The 18,496-nt window shown below is 64.1% G+C and carries 15 protein-coding genes and 1 pseudogene; 4 read left to right on the top strand and 12 right to left on the bottom strand.

The window, feature by feature from the left end; translation table 11 throughout:
* On the top strand, positions 1-345 hold a 345-nt coding region (locus tag AB1207_RS24045), incomplete at its 5' end, for a hypothetical protein (RefSeq protein ID WP_367641327.1).
* A gap of 498 nt (positions 346-843) precedes the next feature.
* Positions 844-1,404 carry an EAL domain-containing protein gene (locus AB1207_RS24040; protein ID WP_367641326.1) on the top strand — a complete coding sequence of 187 codons (561 nt, stop codon included), beginning with the start codon at positions 844-846 and terminating at the stop codon, positions 1,402-1,404.
* Here the strand turns inward: AB1207_RS24040 and AB1207_RS24035 are convergent.
* From AB1207_RS24035 to AB1207_RS24000, 8 genes are all read right to left on the bottom strand, one after another.
* Entirely contained in the window at positions 1,313-1,528 is a 216-nt protein-coding gene (locus AB1207_RS24035) for an AAA family ATPase (protein ID WP_367641324.1), read from the bottom strand. The genes AB1207_RS24040 and AB1207_RS24035 overlap by 92 nt on opposite strands.
* Positions 1,529-1,974: 446 nt before the next feature.
* Positions 1,975-2,433 carry a hypothetical protein gene (locus AB1207_RS24030; RefSeq protein ID WP_367641323.1) on the bottom strand — a complete coding sequence of 153 codons (459 nt, stop codon included), beginning with the start codon at positions 2,431-2,433 and terminating at the stop codon, positions 1,975-1,977.
* Between the two features lie 215 nt (positions 2,434-2,648).
* Positions 2,649-3,167, bottom strand: coding sequence for an EVE domain-containing protein (locus AB1207_RS24025; protein WP_367641322.1), 519 nt, complete (start codon positions 3,165-3,167; stop codon positions 2,649-2,651).
* Positions 3,168-3,822: 655 nt separating this feature from the next.
* Entirely contained in the window at positions 3,823-4,089 is a 267-nt protein-coding gene (locus AB1207_RS24020) for a hypothetical protein (RefSeq protein ID WP_367641320.1), read from the bottom strand.
* A 298-nt stretch (positions 4,090-4,387) separates the two neighbouring features.
* Entirely contained in the window at positions 4,388-6,466 is a 2,079-nt protein-coding gene (locus AB1207_RS24015; protein WP_367641318.1) for an AIPR family protein, read from the bottom strand.
* Positions 6,463-7,425, bottom strand: coding sequence for a PD-(D/E)XK motif protein (locus AB1207_RS24010; protein ID WP_367641328.1), 963 nt, complete (start codon positions 7,423-7,425; stop codon positions 6,463-6,465). The genes AB1207_RS24015 and AB1207_RS24010 overlap by 4 nt, the downstream gene beginning before the upstream one ends.
* The gene (locus AB1207_RS24005) at positions 7,418-10,273 is read right to left on the bottom strand and encodes a Z1 domain-containing protein (RefSeq protein ID WP_367641316.1); all 2,856 of its coding nucleotides are present in this window, start codon (positions 10,271-10,273) and stop codon (positions 7,418-7,420) included. The genes AB1207_RS24010 and AB1207_RS24005 overlap by 8 nt, the downstream gene beginning before the upstream one ends.
* A gap of 27 nt (positions 10,274-10,300) precedes the next feature.
* A complete protein-coding gene (locus tag AB1207_RS24000) occupies positions 10,301-11,758 on the bottom strand; it encodes an ATP-binding protein (protein ID WP_367641315.1) in 1,458 nt (485 codons plus the stop codon).
* 708 nt (positions 11,759-12,466) lie between these two features.
* Here AB1207_RS24000 and AB1207_RS23995 point away from each other — a divergent pair.
* Positions 12,467-14,425, top strand: coding sequence for a DNA cytosine methyltransferase (locus AB1207_RS23995; protein WP_367641313.1), 1,959 nt, complete (start codon positions 12,467-12,469; stop codon positions 14,423-14,425).
* A 12-nt stretch (positions 14,426-14,437) separates the two neighbouring features.
* On the opposite strand, the gene AB1207_RS23990 is transcribed toward AB1207_RS23995, so the two are convergent.
* From AB1207_RS23990 to AB1207_RS23980, 3 genes and pseudogenes are all read right to left on the bottom strand, one after another.
* A complete protein-coding gene (locus tag AB1207_RS23990) occupies positions 14,438-15,709 on the bottom strand; it encodes an ATP-binding protein (RefSeq protein WP_367641312.1) in 1,272 nt (423 codons plus the stop codon).
* A 35-nt stretch (positions 15,710-15,744) separates the two neighbouring features.
* On the bottom strand, positions 15,745-16,161 hold the full coding sequence (locus tag AB1207_RS23985) for a very short patch repair endonuclease (protein ID WP_367641310.1): 417 nt from the start codon (positions 16,159-16,161) through the stop codon (positions 15,745-15,747).
* A gap of 450 nt (positions 16,162-16,611) precedes the next feature.
* Positions 16,612-17,560 (bottom strand): annotated as a pseudogene (locus AB1207_RS23980) (IS5 family transposase).
* A 427-nt stretch (positions 17,561-17,987) separates the two neighbouring features.
* Here AB1207_RS23980 and AB1207_RS23975 point away from each other — a divergent pair.
* Complete coding sequence (locus AB1207_RS23975; protein WP_367641308.1) at positions 17,988-18,368, top strand: Appr-1-p processing protein; 381 nt, start codon at positions 17,988-17,990, stop codon at positions 18,366-18,368.
* Between the two features lie 13 nt (positions 18,369-18,381).
* On the opposite strand, the gene AB1207_RS23970 is transcribed toward AB1207_RS23975, so the two are convergent.
* A partial coding sequence (locus AB1207_RS23970) for an integrase core domain-containing protein (protein WP_367636920.1) occupies positions 18,382-18,496 on the bottom strand: 115 nt, incomplete at its 5' end.

Genomic DNA, 18,496 nt, shown 5'->3' with positions numbered 1-18,496 from the left:
CATTGGGGGTTAATGCATTGGCATCAACATATTTCTAGCGCACTGTTGAGTTCTCAAGAACCGGACGCACCCACCCCGACAAACCCACCATCAGGAGGGCCAGCGGAAGAGGGGCAACTTTCCCACCTTAACCGAGAACCAGGCCAAACCTCAACCCAGCCCCGCTCAAGCAGCTTCCGGCGCCACCCGTTCGATGCGCGGATCACCTTCGGCCAGAAGCTCCAGGTTCTCCGCCCCGCTTGGGGCGACATGAAGAACAGTACGCCGCGACCGGGCCAGCTCCAAATCCTGCGCCGCCACAACGCCTTTTCCTATGCGCTGCAACGGGAAGCGCTGCTCAGGTGACGTTGACGTGCACTAATGACCGTCGATCTGCACTGGGTCGTCCGTGCCGCGCTGCGTCCACCGAAGCGGTTGCAGCGGACGATCATGCGGGCGCCGTCAGCGTGCTACGGCGGCGGTCCCGCTTCCGGCTACGCCGGTGACTCTCGGCGCACAACATGGCCGAGCTGGTGGACTAGGCCTGAACCGTGACCACCTGTCGTGGAGGACAGTCGGCGCTCGTGGTGGGCGTTGGGGTGCTCGGCTTAGGCCCCGACCACTTCGCGGTCGTCGACGACAGCCTTGGCACCGCCGCTGGCGACGGGCTGCTGCTGGCGTGGCCGGCCGGTTCACCTCTGTGGTGCGCGAGGCCGCCGTCGTTGCCCGCTTCTCCGCGGACGAATCCGTTGTCGTGGACCGCTGCGACGACCTTGACGCCGCCCGGCGCCTCGCTGAGAGACCCCTGGTGATACTCCCCGTGCCCGTCGTCCTCGCCGGCTGGAGGTCGCTGCCTCGGCGAGCATGGGGCGGCCCTGGCCGTACCCGGCCCCGGCCCCGGCCCCGGCCCCGGCCCCGGCGCGGCGGAACGGGCCCTGCACGACGCCGGAGTGGCGATGCATCGGGCCAAGGCCCCTGGCCGCCAGCGGGTCGAGCTGCACACGCGGCAAGCGCCAGCGCGGAAGCGGAACGCCTGCGGCCGCTCCGAGAGCTGCGGCGCAGCAGCTTCGAGGCGCAGCTGCGCCTGCACCACCAGCCGCCGGTCCGACTGGACAACGGACGCCAGACCGGGGTGGAAGCCCTCGTGCGCTGGCAGTACCCGTCCAGGGCCTGCTGCCGCCGACGACGTTCATCGACCTCGCGGAGCAGTCCGAGCTCGTTCATGAACTCGGCGCCTTGGTGCTGGGTGCGGCCATGGCGCAGGCCGCCCGCTCTCAACGCGGGCCGGAGTGCGCGACGCTGGAGATCTCCATGAACCTCTCCACCCGCCAGCTCACCGACCCCGGTCTCGTGACCGCCGTTGCCGACGTGCTCGACCGCCTTCGGCTCCCGGCGCACCTGCTCGACCTCGAGACCCCTCATTGAAGTCCTCGTAGGCGTAGGAGGGGTGAAAGTGCACCTTCTCCACGACACCGCCCCCACGGGCGAGGTGGCCGGCGAGCTTGCGGGCGACGAACGTCTTGCCCGTTCCGGGGGGTCCGTAGAACACGACCTGCCCCTTGTCCTCGAGGAGCTCGACGCCCTCGGCAAGGAATCCTCGGTCATGTGCAGCTCGTCCGCCGGGCCGGCCAGGCACGCCTCAGGGACGTGCTCGCGGTGCAGCAGCCACCAGGAGAGCCGCTGCACACCCCAGGGGTCGTCGGGGAAGTGCGGGTCGAGCAGCCTGCGGATCGTCTCGTTCGTGCGCACCGCGACCTCGGCCGCTGCCCCCTCCCGGGAGTCGGGCCTCCCCAGCAGCTCCAGCACGGTCAGCTTCCCTGCCTTGCCGGTGGACACATCGCCGGGGAACCAGACCTCAGAGTGTGCGACGGCGAGCGCCTTCGTCAGTACCGCCTTCCCCACGCCCGGCAGCTTGAGCTGACCGTTGAGGCAGTTCTCGAACCGGGCGATCACGTCACCGGAGCCGTGCAGGAGGTGCTGCAACGTCTCAGTGACCTAGTCGCGACCGTCCTCGCTCTGCAGGAGGCGGTTGAGACAGGGCTGAGGGCCGGGGGACCTGTACGTGGGGCCGGCCAGGCGTCGAAGTGCAACGACGTCCAGATCGGCGAGGGCGTCAGGGGTGAGCGCGGCGGCCAGCTCCTCTCGCTCCGCACCGCGCTGGACGTCGATCTCGGTGGGGTACTCGGTGTCCTCGCGGAAGCGAGTCACCAGTTCGGTCAGGTCCTCCACGTCTCCCCCTCCGACGAACCGGGCGTCGGCGTCCTTCTCCGACCGGCTCCTCGATTCCGGGGCCTGGCCCGACAGCACCTGCCACACGACGCCTTGGACGTCCAACCGGTCCCTGAGCTGCGGGCCGTCCAGCCGGTTGAAGCGTGCGAGGAACTCGTCGAAGAACCGCAGTGCCTCGGTGTAGCGGGCGGCCGGCGACGGGCTGTTCTCGTGTCTCCAGTTCACCAGCCTTTAGACCCGTTGCCGGGCGGTGAGTCGGTACACCGGGTACCGGGTAACGTGCAGGCCGCCGAGCAGGAAGGAGGCCAGAGCGGCGCTCGTGCCGGGGTGCGTGATGGACGGCGGCACAGGCCGAGTGAAGGCGTCGACGGCGGCGTCGACCTCGCCACCAGACCACAGGGCGCGCAGGGCTGCCGGGAGAGAATCCCGGCGGTGGTGAATCACGCCCGCACGTCAAGCGGGATCCGCCACCCGAGGGTGTTGGTGGCCTTGAAGGCAGCCAGGAGCGGTTCGCGCCAGTCGCCGTCATGCGTCAAGGCGGTGCGCGCTTCCCCCAGGAGCTCAGCAGCGCGCACTTTGTACTCCCGCTCTTCCTCCTCCAGGTCGACGGTCTCGACGAAACGCCGGGCCCAGTGCAGGATTCCGTTCCAAAGGGTGTCGTCCACGCTGTCGTCCAGAGGCACCAGCGCGTGGATGGCGCGCCACTGCGACAGCGTCACCGGGAAGTTCGTCGCGTTGGCAAACTTCAGCACCGCCAAGTCGGCCCGCTCAGGGGTGGTCTTCGCGACGTTGCGGGTGATGTGCGGGATGATGTGCCGGACGATGCGGATATCGACCCGGTACTCCGAAGGACCCGCTTCGTCGGGTCGGAAGTCGGGCGTAGGGCGCTTCTCGGAACGAGACTTCAATCGTCCTACGGCGTGCAGTCCACCATTGGGCCCGGAGGCCCACAGCACCACACCGTCGCCCGATCCCCATCTGGGTGCGGTGCTGGGCGGCGGTCCAGTCCTCCACGTACCTGGGAGGCATGTCCGGCAGGTGCGCGGCGAGGTCCCAATGAATCGGGTTGGCTTGGAAGAGCCAGTAGCGTCGTTCAGCCCCGGACCACGGCGAGCCGGCCGGCCACTCAATGTGGTCGCGCAGGGCGTCGACGTAAGCGTCGCTGCGGCGGAAGAGGTACCCCTGCTTGACGGCGCCGCTCTTGTCGAAGGGGCCCTCGACGGGCGACCGCTCTGGCAAGGAGGCGAGGGGCAGCGGGACGGCCAGCTCGAAGTACTCCACCCGGGTCAGCCACCCGTAGTCTCGCTCACTGACAGGTCCGTAGGGTTGTCGAGCCTGGACCGAGTCAGTGACGACCTCGCCGAGCGCGACGACATCACCGCGGCAGTAGTGCACGACGGTGTCCTCGACGGCCCTCCGACCGACGTCGCGGTGGTGGGCGACGGCGTTGCCGCCCAGACCGGCGAAGACGACACCGACACGGGACTCGTCGGTGAAGGACCCACCCTCGTTGACCCACCACGTCGCGGGTTCGCGATGCCCCCGCCGGTTGAAGCGGGGACGCAGGTGCTCCACCAAGCGGGCCTTGAGGGCGGCGGGGTCGTCCAGCTCGCGCTAGGAGATCGTGAACCGGGCCAACGCTGCCGGCAGGTCGTCAGTGACGTCGAGCTCTGCGAGGAGCTGGTCGCGCAGCACGGAGCCGCCGGACGAGTTCTGGCGCAGCCGGAACCTGAGGTCGCTGGTCTCCCCCACGTAAACAACCATGCCGTCGGCCTCGCGCACGACGTGGACGGCGGCCGTCGTCGGCGCCGAGGCAAGCACGTCCGAGGTGGACGGCGTCGGCGTGTTGAAGCCTTTGAGCAACTCTACGGCGCTGGTCATGCTCCCTCTCCGGCGATCGGTACCTACGCACCGTATCGGGACGGGACGGCACCGCGTGGGTGCGCGAGCTGCCGGCGTCGCGGCCTTCGCGGGGAGCCGCCATGGGCGCGCCCGCTGATCCCTCACCGGTCGGTCTTCGGACGGTGAGGGCCAACAAGCGCGCCGAGTCTTCTACGCTGCGGACGGCGCGGATACCCACCTACTTCGCCCCTGCCGTGGCGCCGCTCGGAAATCAAGTCGAGACGACTCATCGAACTCACCCAGAGATCTGCGCCTCCGCGCGAGCACTACCGGATGCCTAAAGGCCCAAGGCTGCATCCGTGACGTTGAATCCGGAGTCCGCTGCCCTCTTGTGCATGACGAGAAGGCGCTTGGCCTGCGCTTCAGACGGCACTCCGGGTTTCCTCCCCGTGACAAGGTCGAGAATCCCGGTATCAGTGGGCGATAGCAGCCGATTGTTCTTCAGAAACTCTTGGACAGCGACCCACTCCGACGGTTGCATGGACAGCACCTTAACTTGAGAGTTGATGCCCGTGTCGATCTTTTGGGTCGAGGTAGCGGTCCTTTTCTGTTCGGCAACAGCCCTCTGGTCCCTCAGCTCCCCTAGGAGTTCAGGGGACAACCGGTGCTCGACCGCCTGAACCATGTGCCAGCACGACTCTTTCTTCGCCCATTCCGTGACGTTCTGTATCGGACGCTTCTCGGAGGTGAGAACCTCCTGTACCGCCTTGCCGATCCTCAGGCACTCTTGCATTACGGCTTCGGACACCGATTGATTCAACCAGACACGGTCGAAGTCGAGAACACGGCCCCTGCCCTGTCGGCCGACCTCGTAGGCGAGTTTGGCCAAGCTGTACGTCACGTAGTTGGCCAAGTACCCCTTCTGGTACCAGTCCGCCCGGGCGATCGCCGATCTGACGGACTCGAACAGCAGACCCTTTGCGACTAGGTGCCTCCAGTACATGTCGTTGATGGTGTTTGGCGCGGTATCCCAACGACTCGCCACCAACTGAGCGAAAGCCGTGAAGTTTCGCTGCGCCCCGCTGCTCACGACATGTGGCTGCATACCCCACGTGACCTCGTACTTGGCTGCAGTCGTCTTGTCGATGACCTGCGAACGGGGGTACAGCTCGTCGAACTTCTTCTGTCGCGCCGTCGTCTGCTTGTTGCGTTCATTCTGGTAACTCCCCCTCGTCCGCTCGTAGAACCAGTACGTCTGGTAGCTGACACCCGCCTTCGTGGGCGCCATCGTCCGGCGGGACAACTCCTCGAGCCTAACGTGGAACGGGCTGTTGGAGAAGAAATCGGCCTCGCTCACGCGGTTCTGGCTGTTCGCGTACCTCGAAATTAGCGGCACCATGTCTTCGGAGATCTTTGGCTCGACGACGACCAGTTTCATCTGCACGAAGACGTCATCCATCGACGCCGACCGGTTTTCACGGCGGACGTAGAAGAGTGAAGCCGTGGTCTGCCCGCCGTTGACGATCTGGAGGTCGGTGAAGGACATGATATTGCCATCCCGAGTGCTAACACCAACGGCCGTGGCGGTCACCCCGTTGTTGTAAGCCAAGAAGTGGGCCGGCTCCGAGAGCACCGTGGCTCTGATGCCCTTGTTCACCTTCCCCCTGTTACTTAGGTAGGACCGCACATTGCCCTCGAGCAGACGGCTGCCGTACCGGTCATACAGCTCGGCCAGAATTAGCGCAGGCACCGCGGCGAGGTATGTCTTGGTGTCAGCTGAGGTTGCGCTTACCTCGAGCGCGGGAAGGCCGTCGGGAAGCCACTCAGTCAGGTCGATGACGAGCTCATCGCGCCCAGACAGCGATTCGGCAACCTGGAACAGGCGTCGGATGTCCCATATGTGGAAGTCGATCGGAACGCCGTTCAGCTCCGACGACTCGAATGCTTTTGCTGTCCCACTCATCGATTGATCACTCAGGAGGTACAGGCGGTACCTGCTCACGTTCTGACCGCGTGCGCGCAGGTCCTGTGCGAGCTGGTAGTGCTTGGAGCTCTCCTCTCGGCCCACCACGAACTCACCGCTCACAGCCTCCTCCAAAAAGAAGGTCAGGGACTTGAGGGCCGCCGAGGCCTGCGAGAAAGTGAAAGTCTCCTGCTTCTCCCCGCCACCCCATCGCAGAACCGCTAGCGCAACCGAGTTGTCCGAGTCGTCCAAGTCGAAACCGTGGACGGCCAGTTTGCGCCTCCTCTTCCCCTCCCCCTCGAACCGCACGTCGTTGAGTTGTTCGATTTCTCCGGCCGCGGCGAGCCGGTCCGACAACTCAGCGAGGAACGCCTCCTGAGTGAACGTACCTTCGGCGGCACTTCGGACGTGCGCTTGGTTTAGCAAGTTCAATCTGAACTCTTCGAGGTTCACGAGGCATCCCCCGACACTCGCTCGGTCGCGACCAGGAACTGATTGAGGCTTTTTCTGTCGAGACCGTACCGAACCTGTTCGATACCGTCCGGCAAGGCACTATGTCGGATGGCCGGAAAGTCCTCGGATACCTGAAATGTCTCAACGACAGTCACCCGGAACCAGGTGTTTCCGTAGTAGGGATGGTCAAGGTCGACACCCATACGGCTGAGCCGGACGTCCAGATCATCCGTCGCCTTGTTAGAGGACTGCAGCGCCGTCTTCACCTCCTCGACGAGCGTGATGAGGTTTAGGGCGCCGGCGTCGGACTCCACAACTTGGGGAACCTGCAGAACAAGGAGCGTCATGCCCCGCTCATCGAGCTGGTGCGCAGAACTTATCTTGATCCGAGGGGCGGACGGTCCGATCGACTTGGCCTCGTAGAAGCCGGTGGACTCGTACCAGAAGTCCTGCGGCGCGTTGAGCGGGCCGAGCCACCCTGCGATCACCTCGTCGACCGGCATCGCCATGCTGAAGCGGTAGAGCACCAACCAGAGCTCGCCGACGAGTCCGCGCAGCTCCTCGAGGCTCAAGAGACCATGTGGTCGGACGCTCAACAGGCGTTTCCACTCGCTCAACACGACGGACACCGATCTCCACGCCGACTCTGCTGTCGTTTCACGGCGGGACGCGCTGACCAAGTGCGTCACCAGTCGCAGGAAGACGTCGGTAAAGCGGGCATCCTGCAGGTCCAACGACAGAATCCACCAATCACCCTGCTGCCGTCGCTCGACAAGCACGAGATCAGAGATTTCATGCAGGGGAGGTTGCACCTTCGACCGAATTTGCGCGAGCGGACGGCCTTGGTCACCGGCGCCCACATAGATTTCCAGCGGATGCCTGACCTCAACGAGCACCACCCCCGCCTGCCCAGCCAGCAGCCGGGCCTTCCAATCCGTGAGGAAGGACCGCTCAGTCATCGCCACCGTCCAAGTCATCGACGTCGTCTGCTTCTGTCTGTTCGACGACCGAAAGCCGCCAGGAGTTGAGCGCCACAGAGTTCAACATGTAACGGACTTCTGTGCGGGTCTGACCCGGCTTGGTGCTCGGGATGGCGATTTTCACGCATACCAAGTACCTAGAGCCATCCGCCTTGATTGCGGACCATGTGTTGCGGAATACAAGATCGTCGTCTTCTACTTCCTCAACGCCTTGTGCGTCCTCGATCCCAGTTAATTCATTGCCCTTGTCGTTCTGCCCACTCCGCGCGCCAGTATTCGCGGGTTCGATAAGATAGATCATAAGGGCCGGTCCATGGGTAGCGATCCGCTCATAGACCCTCGGCTCAAGGCGGGGATCGTTTTTCGATTCCCCGCCGACACTCTTGATACCGAAGATGCCGGCGATGTCGGTGGAACCGGCAAGTCGGCTGCTCTTCCCGGATATTTTCAACGGGGTGAAGCCGTCGCCCGAGCCTGCTTTATATACCGGCTTTCCTGTCTTAAGGGTGCGTGTTGGGAGTTTGACTGCAAGGCTGCCTGCCACGGGGGTAGGCGTCTGAGTCGTCCGCCCACTCGCGAATGCTACGGTCCAGCTGCTCAGCGCAGAATTGCTGGAGCTTTCTAGGTAGGAGGATAGAACGTTGTCTGCGAATAAGGCGTCACTGATGAACGGCACGTAGTTCTCCAGGAACTTCGCGACGTGCCTTTTGTCGACACCTCTCCGGAGCTGCCAAGGGGACGTCGGGTCTTCCCAGCTCTCATTGGGATATGCCGACTCGACGTCATTGACTAGTTGGGTGACGGCTACAACGTTCTTGGCGACCGTCTCAGGCTTGGAGTCGACCAGAACTGTCTCGATGCGCTGTCCAGCGATGTCTACCGTCCACGCCTTGGCCTCGGCGCCGCCCATCTTTACAGTCGATGTGATCTTCAGCGTTTCCGGGTGCATGCGCACCTTCAATCCGAAGTCCTCAGGTGTCAGATTCTGCTTCTTCATCGCCCGCAGCTGTCCGCGCAATTCCTCCACGATCCCGGAAACGTAGCGGAACTGGTCCGCGACGTCCTCAGGCAACCAGACGCGGCAGAGATCCTCGTACCCAGGTCGGTACCCGAACCAACGAGCCATCTGCAGGAGGGTGTCCGAGGCGCCGACGCTACGGTGGAAGTAGCTCACCGTCAGGCCGTCCAAGGTCAGGCCACGACTCAGCACGTCACCACCGACCGCGATCATCCGTTCGGATTCTAGATCCGCGATATCCTCGGCCTGCTTGACTCGGTCAGAGTTGATCAGCCGCACGGATGTGGCATGAACTGCTGACTTCAGTGACGGAAGGATGTCCTTCCAAGTCTCGGGAACGCTGGCGTAGTGCCTGTTGAAAGTGGACTCCAAGGCCTCGATCTCCGCGTGGCGTTCGCTCGCGAGCAGGGAGACGGAGTGCAGCTCAACTGCGTTCTTGATTTTCTGGAACTCGGACTCGACGAGAGCGTGCACCTGCGTCTGCACCTTCTTGAACCGAGACACGTTCACCAACATCGACCTAGCGCTGGTGTCTCCGCGAGCCTCGCGCACCGCCACTGCGACCACGAACGTCCGGATGGCGTCGAGCAGGCTGGCCGGAAGCGCCGAAACAGGGTGGCCCGACTTGTGTTTGAGCGGGAAGTGGTTGTCGGCGTCCTTGAGAGCCACCAGTTTGGTGGTGTCGACCGACTCTTCGGTCCCGAAGTACGCTTTGCTGCCAACGTAGTTCGACGGTGCATCAATGGTACGGATGTAGTCGCGCGGGAACAGGTCGTCGCCGAGCAGTTCTTGGGTCGTGCGGTGATCGATGAACACGTTGGCGAACGGCGTCGCGGTGAAGGCCAAGTAGGACGACTTGCTCACGGTCCCGAGAATCGAGCGGATGAGACCGTTGATCACCGTGGGTGACTCTTCGTCCTTTGTGTTGACCGACGCGTAGTCGGACTCGTCATCGACCAGCAACATCGGGATGTCGATCTGGGCACCACCCAGCTGCTGGCTCTTCAGCCAGTCGCGCAGGTTCTCCAACGCGGTCTTGTTCTTCTTGAGCACGAAGATGTACGGGGTGGAGGTGTTCGGGTCGATCGCGATGTTCATCGCCCGCTGCGAGGTCTTGCGGAAGTCGGTCGCCTGGGTCGTCAGTCCCTGGGCCGCGACGAATTGGTTGAGCCATGTGCCCACCCCGAACAGCGGGTTGTTGGAGAGGTTCGCACCACCGGCGTTCTTTGATGAATCGCGGCCGATGAGACCCTCGTCGACTCGGAACTGCGTCTGCTTGCGCAACGCCTCGGTTCCTCCCGCCAAGAGGATGACCAGCTTGTAACCTGCGTCGGCCGCTTTGTTCACTGCGCCGATGTAGGTTGCGGTCTTGCCCGACTGAACGTCGCCGATGACGAGGCCCCGTCGCTTCCACGATCCTTCGTCACGCGGATCACCCAAGCAGTTAAGGATCTCGTCCGTCGACGCGTCGAGCGCGTTCTGCACGTTCGGGGTGAAACCCTTCTGGGTGAGCAGCTGCTTGTAGGCGACCCAACGCTTCCACTCAATGTCCTTATGGCGCTCCGGCAGCCAGTTGCGGTATCCGCGACCAGGGAGAGTTTCGCCCGGTTCCATCGTGATGATCACCTGGGTCTTCACGTGCCGCTCGATGTCCGCCCACCCCTCCTCGGGCAGGTCATACATGCCACTAGCTCTCCAGACGTCGATCTGAGCATCGACGGCCGCCGCCGGCACCGGAGGGTTGGGGTGCTTCTTCGCCAGCTGCTGGACGATGAAGGTGATGACTTCGTGGTCGCTGTAGTCCGGCATGCGCTGCTCCGCGGGTTGCATGAGTGGTCACACGGCCAGAGCTGCGGTGAGCGCCGCTCGAAAGCCGTCGATATGGCAGTAAGGCTCCAGAGCCTCGATCATGCTGATGAACGTGGCATCGTCCGGATGCGTATCGGCGAAGAGCGGCCGCAGGTTGGCTGCGTTGGTGACGGCTGTCGTCACCTTGTCGGCCGGCTCCACGAGCACCGCGTCCTCCCCCAATCGGTTATGGGCATCCACGACGGGGAAGGACTGCTCCATTACCTCGATCAGGGCCTCCATGCGTCTGAGCTGTGCCGAGTCGAGCGTCTCCCCAAAGGTACGAATGACCGGATGTTCCCGGTTCACCTCGTACCGGAATCCATGGCGGTCCACAATTACGTTCCAGACACGCGTGTCGCCGCTGGGATCCTTTTCCCTGCGCCCTCTGAACTTTTGCACCCGCGTACTGGGTTCGATGAACTGTGCTGAAAGCTTTTTGAGCGCTTCGCGCAGCTCACGCGGTGGCGTCGCCGATGACTTCTTGATGTCCAGCACCCAGAGGTGGTCGAGGGCATTGGGTACGTCCACACGGACTCGCGCGAGCTTCCCGAGCTCACTCTTCGGGTTTAACCGGAACCAGGTGCCCCACACCACCAGGCGCGCCGCGCGGTAGATGTAGAAGCCCTGACTGTCCCTAAAACCGCCTGGCGCGAGGGCAAGCTTCCGCTCACTGGCCGAGAGCTTCCCGATGAACGGCAGCGTGTACGCCACCACAGGCAGTACTGTGCCGTCCAGTTTGAGGTTTTCGCTCCGCGCGTCCGTAGACCGGTTCCTCCTCAGGAAGGGGTCGAAGGCCGAGAATCCGACGCCGTTGACAGTCATGTTGATCTTGCGGGCGTCATCGCCGGTCACAAAGCGGTGGAAGACCAACGAGCAATGGTCCCTGACCCGCGTCACAGCTGCGTCAAAATCCGCTTGAGAGGACCCTTCCGTCCTGAGGAGGAGGTCGAGTTCGTCCCAACAGACCAACGTGCCGCTCTCGGCGTCGTCGAGCAGTTCGTGTCCGTGCAGTGAACAGAGCTCGTGCGCGTCTAGCTCGATGACGAGCCACCGGCCTGTCGAGATGACGTGGTCCAAGTCCCACCGCAGGATGGTCAGGTGACCCCCTTGCTTAGAGGCCACGGTCAGCCGGCGGCACTGGGACAGTGACGCCGTCTTGAGGCCCAGCCCGAACCGACCCAGGTCCGACTCCTTCCTCGTCTCGGACGGGCTCCGTGCGGCCAGTTTCATGGCCGTGACGGCTGTCTCACGGTCCATGCCCGCGCCATCGTCGAAAATGGACACCCTCGGCTGGCCACTTCCAGAAGTGAGCAGGTGGATAGTTCCGGCCCCCGCTGCCACCGAGTTGTCGATCACATCGGCGACAGCCGTCTCGAATGAATAGCCAACAGCCCGCATCGACTCGAGGAGGTAAGGATCGGGAGTCAGTTCAAACTCGTTCACATGACCTTCTAGAAGTCGACGCCCTTACGCCGAACTGTCTAACGAGTTCGGCGAAGATTTAGTTCCTCATGATTACTCGAGTCAAATCATTTATTGTGCTCCACCAGATTCTTGGGAGAACAGCCAACGGGCGTTAAACTTTTTCTCCGCTCGCCGCGTCGCCCGATCCACGGCGCAACGGCGCAGTCAGCAGAGCGACCGTCCGGTGGCTTGGCGGCTCCATCGGATCCCGCCTCCTCTCAGCCTGCAGTGGCACGGTCGTAACGATCGGTGCGCGTCTGCATCACACAGTAGCGGGCATGGGTGCCGGAGGGGCGGCAAATCGTGGATCAACCGCGCGCCCGTTGCCGCATCTATGTGGATGCTGCGGCAGACGCCTCGGGCACCGCGAGCTCCGTCCCCCCGAAGGGGGTCAAGCTCTAGTGGTGGCTGGAGGTTCGGAATCTCCAGCCGGCCCAAGTGCCTCGAGCCAGTAATTGCCCCTCCTAGACGTACGCCCCGTTGACCGAGCCGCCGCCACCATCAGGCGGGCGAGTGGGCCAATCGCGATAGGTGCAGCGTGCAGCCTCGGCACAGCCACACGCGTGTCGCCAACACATCCGCGCACTCATCGACACGCGCCCTCCAGCCGCGTTGGCACGTCCGGCGGCGCCATCCGGCACACGTAGGATGAGATGCTCTGCAGGCGTTTGATCGAGGGAGTGCTCCATGCCGAAGGCCGACCCGTCCAGACGAGCGGGTTATGGCGTGAAGCTGGTCCGAGGTCCCTTTGTGAGACTCGCCCCGCACGCTGATTCCTGCTCAACGGAGGAGCAATTTCTGGCTCACGCAAGGCGGCTCAAGTCCGAGGGGGCACATCTGGCCGCTGACCTCTTCAGCGGCGCCGGTGGACTGAGTCTGGGGCTTGAGGAAGCCGGCCTGCGGGTAGTTCTGTCCGTGGACCACGACAAGGAGGCCGTGGAAACTCACCGGCACCACTTTGGCGGGCTCACGGTTGACTGGGACCTCAGCGACGCCGAGCAGGTCGAGCGGGTGGCGGCTCTCATGCGCGCCGCCGGTGTCGACGTGCTGGCCGGTGGTCCGCCCTGTCAGCCCTTCTCGAAGGCCGGCCGGTACCTGATTCGAGACCGGGTGACCAAGGGACTGCGCGATCCGCACGACGAGAGGCGGGACCTGTGGCGGTCCTACCTGGAAGTGGTGCGCTTGGCCCGTCCTGCCGCCGTCATCATGGAGAACGTTCCGGACATGGCATTAGACCGGGAAATGTTCATCCTCCGATCCATGGTTGAGGAGCTCGAGCAGCTGGGGTACGCCGTCGAGGAGAGCATCGTCGACACGTGGCGCTACGGGGTGCCGCAGTTCCGGCAGCGGTTGATCCTCGTGGCACTGCGGGACGGCGTCCATTTCGACTGGCCGACTCCTCTCGAGGAGCAGGTCAACGTATGGGCCGCAATCGGCGATCTTCCGGAGGTTCGCGGTGGATGGCGACCTGAAGGCGGTGCCTCCGGTTGGGCCGACTACGACCGTCCCGTCACCACCTTCCAGCACTCCATGCGCACAGGTGTCCCGCAGTCGGAACGCGACAGAATCTACGACCACATCACCCGACCCGTCCGGGAGGATGACGAACGCGCCTTCGAGATGATGGGCGCTAAGACCCGCTACTCAGAGCTCCCGGAGGAGTTGAAGCGGTACCGGGAGGACATCTTCGACGACAAGTACAAGCGGCTCGATGAAAACCACCTGTCGCGCACCATCACCGCTCACATCGCCAAGGACGGGTACTGGTATATCCACCCACGGCAGAGCCGCACACTGACCATCAGGGAGGCGGCGAGACTGCAGACCTTCCCTGACCGGTTCCGATTTGCCGGCCCCCCCTCGGCGTCCTTCCGTCAGATCGGCAACGCAGTGCCTCCACGCCTGGGTGAGCACTTGGGACGCGCTGTGCTCGCAGCTCTCAAGACTCATGCATCTGCAGGACCACCGACCCAGGCGGTTGCAAAGACGCTTTCTGACTGGTTCATTAGCCGTAATTCGTCCCCTAAGGGTCTACCGTGGTTGAGCGCCGAGACCCGGTGGCAGGTGGTCTGTGCGGAAATCCTGCTCGACCGCGCCGCTCCGGGAACCGTGGCTCAAGTGTGGCCCGTCATCCGACTGATGGATCGCCCGGAGAACCCAGAGAGCACCGACCTAGAGGATGCCGTGCTCGACATGGCGAGATCGATAGGTCGGGACAAGCGCGCGAATACGCTGTCAGAACTGGCGGACCACCTGCGTGACCGCCCTGGGGCACTCGACACCGACGACCTAGTCAGCTTGCGCCTGCCTGGCCTCAGTGAGGCCGTAGGCGACTTGGCGATCTTGTCCGTGCCGGTGGCGGGAAAGAGCGCCGAGGAGCCGGTGCTCACGACCAAGGGAGTCCTCAGGGTCGCGGAACGCTTCCACGCCGATCCGGTGAGCCAGAAGAACAGGCTCACCGACGGCAGGTTGGCCGTGGCGCGCATGATCGGCGGTGGCACGAACGCGAGGATGGCGCACAAGGGTCTGATCGAACTGGCGAATACCTTGTGCCGTCCGGAGAAGCCTCTCTGCATCGACTGCCCGCTCTTGTCGTCCTGCAAGCGGTTCGGCGTGGAGGACGACGGCATGGACCCCTTGTTTTGACGGGTCGATCCGTCAGAAGTTGAGGCTGTCAGCTACCTCGGGGGCCGTCTCGCGCAGGACGTTGACTATGCGTTTGAAGGCCGCGTAGTCGCCTGACTGTGCAGCGGCGGACCGGAGTGCGAGACCTACGACGGGAAGGGGTGCGAGCTCGGCGGACGGGACTGCGGTAGCTGAAGCCCGCTTGGTGGACTTCCGGTATGTGTCGTTGGCACGCATGCAGACTTCGTGGAGCGGCCGCTCAAGCATCTGCCTGACGGCCGACGGCAGACTGACACGCATCTTGGCCACGTTGATGTGAAATGACGAGTCAAGATCCGTGTTGAAGTCCAGCGCCACCCGCGCCAGCTTGGTGTGCTCGTCGATGGACCGAATTCCACCCCATCCACCCCACTGCACGAGGCGGTCGGCCCTGTAGATGTAGAGACCCTGCTGACGGTTCCACTTGAGCGGTCCGGACAGACGTTCGAACTCAGCCTGCGAGCTGAACTTCTCCTTGGGCGGGAGCACGAAGCGGCGCAATCGTATGCGGCCGGCCTGGTCACCTGAAACGACTTCCAAGCTCAGGGCGGGCAGTTCCTGGGTGCGCTCCTCACCGAGCGCAAAGGGATCCCACGGACAGAGCTTTTCACCGTTCACCGTGATGATTACCTGCCTCGCGGCAGCGGTGCCTTCGAGGTAGCGGTGAAAGACCATCGACAGATGCGTCGTGGTCTTCTGCACCAGCCCTTCAATACGACGCCGAGCCCAGCCACCTTCCGGTCGCCTGTCAGGGAGGACTCGGTCGAGCTTGCTCCAAACGACGACAGTTCCGGGCGCTTGGGCCAACCACCGCTCCGCCTCCTGCACCGCCTTGGTCCGTTTAGGATCGACGATCAACCAGTCGTCGAAATCCATGATGATGTCGAGGTCGAGCATCCGGGTGGCTATGCGCTTGTAGACCGAGGCGCGTCGGGTCGAGACCGTCACCGAGCGGCACTGCGAAAGTGAGGCGGTCTTAAGTCCGAGTCCGTAACGGCCGAGCTCACCGACGTCGTAGCTACGGCGACTGCCAAATCGGAGGGACTCGACAAGCGCGTTCTCGCTCATTCCTGTGCCGTCGTCGGCAATCAGGACGTACGATTCGGCGCCGTCGAACTTGATCATAATGTCGATGTTCTTGGCGTTCGCCGCGATGCTGTTGTCCACCAAGTCCGCTACGGCTGAGACGAAGTCGTACCCGATGTCCCTGAGTGACGACGTCAGACGGGCTGCTGACGGCGTCACACTGATCGACTTGTTCCTCACTGCGGCTCCTCACCCCGACATCAGACGCCAGGCTCTCATACGGGGCCGACAACTTCACGGGGACGCGCCAGCCGGAGGCGACGCTGTCGCCATAGGGCCTCGACGACGTCGGCTCCGGGTGTGGGGATGTCGTGCTCCCACACGTGAACGGGTGTCCAACCCATGAGGCTGAGGGCCTCGTCCTTGCGCCTGTCGCGCGCCACGTTCGCCTGAAGCTTGGCGATCCACCAGTCCCTGTTGTTCTTCGGGACCACCGCGTGTTGGGGACACAGGTGCCAGAAGCACCCGTCGACGAAGATGGCCAGCTTCACACTGGTGAGCACGAGGTCAGGACGTCCGGGCAGGCGGTCTGCCCCCAGCCGGTAACGCAGCCCACGGGCGTGCAACTCGTGACGAAGTGCCAGCTCCGGCTTGGTGTTGCGCCTCGGCATCTTCTGCATCTGGCGGCGCACAGAGTCATTCAGCGGTGTGGGCATCGGCCCACCGACAAAGCACACGCAGCTGCGTTGCGGTCCTCAGGATGCTGAGAATACATTGACGCCCTCCTGTTAGTGCAGCCCTGCAATCTCCACATCAACTACCGGTTATCCCGAAGCTGATGCAGGTCGGCAAAGCGACCGCCAAGTAGTCCGGTGCTTCATGTGGCGGATAGTGGCGCGGTGGAATCAGGAAGCACCGGGACCTGGTGTTTCACCTCCATCGCGGCACGCGGACGATTGGCGTGCCCAAAGCCCCAAGCTGCCCTCAACAAGACACCATAAGCATGACTAGTAGCGAGCACCTCGCCGGCTACTCCAGTCAGCGAGTGATCAGTTGGTCAGGCCCGCTAAAGTGTTGCGCGACGTTCGCCGCGTGATGCTTGCTGTAGTCAGCCCTGCAGGGCCTAGGGCGTGTCTGCTGGGTCAGCGCAGCCAACACCTCACGATGGCTGACAGGACGACCCCGCCGAGGTAGGTGACAGCCAGCTTGTCGTAGCGGGTGCCGATGCCGCGCCACTCCTTCATGCGGTTGAAGGCCCGCTCGACGACGTTGCGACCCCGGTAGACCTCAGCGTCGAACTTCGGTGGTCGACCGCCGGCCGACCCCTTCTTACGGCGGTGCTCGATCTGGTCTCTGCGTTCGGGAATGCAGACCTTGATGCCTCTGCGGCATAACGACTTGCGGGTGGAGGGGTGGGAGTAAGCCTTGTCAGCCACAACGGTGTCGGGCCGGGACCGGTCGGTGGGCGCGGCGCCGTCGCGGACCGGGACGTCGATGTCGTCCAGCAGCGGAATCAGCTCGGGGTTGTCGCCGGCCTGGCCAGGGGTGAGGCGGATCGCCAGCGGCCGTCCGGCCTTGTCGACGGCCAGGTGGATCTTCGTGGTCCACCCGCCGCGGGAGCGGCCCAGTCCATGATCAGCAGGTTCAGCGGGCCGGTCCTTGTAATTCGATCTTGCCCCCTGTGTCCTGGCCGGTGCTCGCCGTGTCCTCCAGTGCGTCGACGGGGGCAGCGCCGGCGGCGTGCTTGTGGGCGCGGGCGTTGCTGGAGTCGATGGACACGACCCACTCCAGGTCGCCGCCCTCGTAGGCGTCGGCCTGCAGCTCGGCCAGGATCGTGTTGAAGGTGCCGTCCTTGCTCCAGGTGTTGAAGCGGTCGTAAACCGTCTGCCAGACACCGTAATCGGTGGGGACATCACGCCAGGGGCAGCCGATGCGGAAGCGGTAGATGATGCCCTCGACGACCGTGCGGTGGTCTCCCCATGGGCGGCCACGGCCGACCCAGTTGTCCTTCGTGCGCTGGGGCAGGTGGGGTTCAATGCGTCCCCACTGCTCGTCGCTCAGCACGAACTTGCGGTCTTCTGGGTCGGGCACGGGCGTCAGTTTGGCGGGGCCAACGTCAACGACCTAGCAGACACGCCCTAGTCGGTGGCCACCTCCTATGCGGTCTCGGCCAAGGACGAGGCGTCCTGTCCGCCCTCTCTAACCAAGAGGGTGGGCCGGCAGCGGCTCAGCAGGTCCGGCCCAAGGAGGTGGCAGCCTTCGATCCACTCAACGTCCGGCTCGGCCAGAGCCGCCTCGACCGGACGGATCGGCAGGTCCCCACCACAGGACGTGCGGTTGCGCCTCGACGTCCCGCACCGGCTGCGAGCCCATCGCAGCCAGCGCTCGCAGGACGTTCACCAGCGAGCTGACTTGACTGACCATGTCTTGGCGGCGAGCCGCTCCCGTCTCCGCCACGTGCATTCCCTCCACACTTGGGTTGCCCGCTCTGGGGCACAGCTGCAACAGCGTCGGGTCGGTGCAGGGTGGCATCGCCGTGGAGTTCCGCCGTCGCTGGCCCCGAGTGCATGCGGCGTACCCGGACCTATGCGCGGCCAGGGACCTGCAAATCGAGGACCTGTCCCCGTGTGTGACCGACGATTTGGTGGTCTGCAATCTCGTCACCCAGCAGGACTCAGGCGCGAATACCCGACTCGATGCGGTCGACTGCAGCGTCCGCGCGGCCCTCTTGGACGCCGAGACACGGGAGATCGACGCGCTCGGGATGCCGTGGCCGAGGGCGGCGAGCGCCGTCGCGGGGTCGGTGAAGACGTCGTCGAGGGTGACGGGTCGCCCGGTGCGGCCGTCGGTGGTGACGGTGCCGCGGCCGGTGATCGTGCGGGGCGGGTCGCCGTCCTAGATGTACCCAGCCATCACGTTGGTGACAGGCGGCTGATCGGGGGCAGGCCACCGAGGGCGCTGTGACGGCGGCCAGTGTTGTAGTGCTCCAGCCACGGGGCAAGTGCCTGGGCGCGCTCGGTGTTGCTG

Source organism: Kineococcus endophyticus (genome assembly GCF_040796495.1).
GTDB classification, from domain to species: domain Bacteria; phylum Actinomycetota; class Actinomycetes; order Actinomycetales; family Kineococcaceae; genus Kineococcus; species Kineococcus endophyticus.
The sequence above is the reverse complement of the archived record's forward strand: the minus strand, read 5'-3'. Positions and strand labels throughout refer to the sequence as shown.

Bases quoted from the DNA above. Each gene is read 5' to 3' on its own strand.
- AB1207_RS24040 (WP_367641326.1), top strand. From the start codon at position 844: ATGGGGCGGCCCTGGCCGTACCCGGCCCCGGCCCCGGCCCCGGCCCCG.
- AB1207_RS24020 (WP_367641320.1), bottom strand. From the start codon at position 4,089: ATGACCAGCGCCGTAGAGTTGCTCAAAGGCTTCAACACGCCGACGCCG.
- AB1207_RS24010 (WP_367641328.1), bottom strand. From the start codon at position 7,425: ATGACTGAGCGGTCCTTCCTCACGGATTGGAAGGCCCGGCTGCTGGCT.
- AB1207_RS24005 (WP_367641316.1), bottom strand. From the start codon at position 10,273: ATGCCGGACTACAGCGACCACGAAGTCATCACCTTCATCGTCCAGCAG.
- AB1207_RS23995 (WP_367641313.1), top strand. From the start codon at position 12,467: ATGCCGAAGGCCGACCCGTCCAGACGAGCGGGTTATGGCGTGAAGCTG.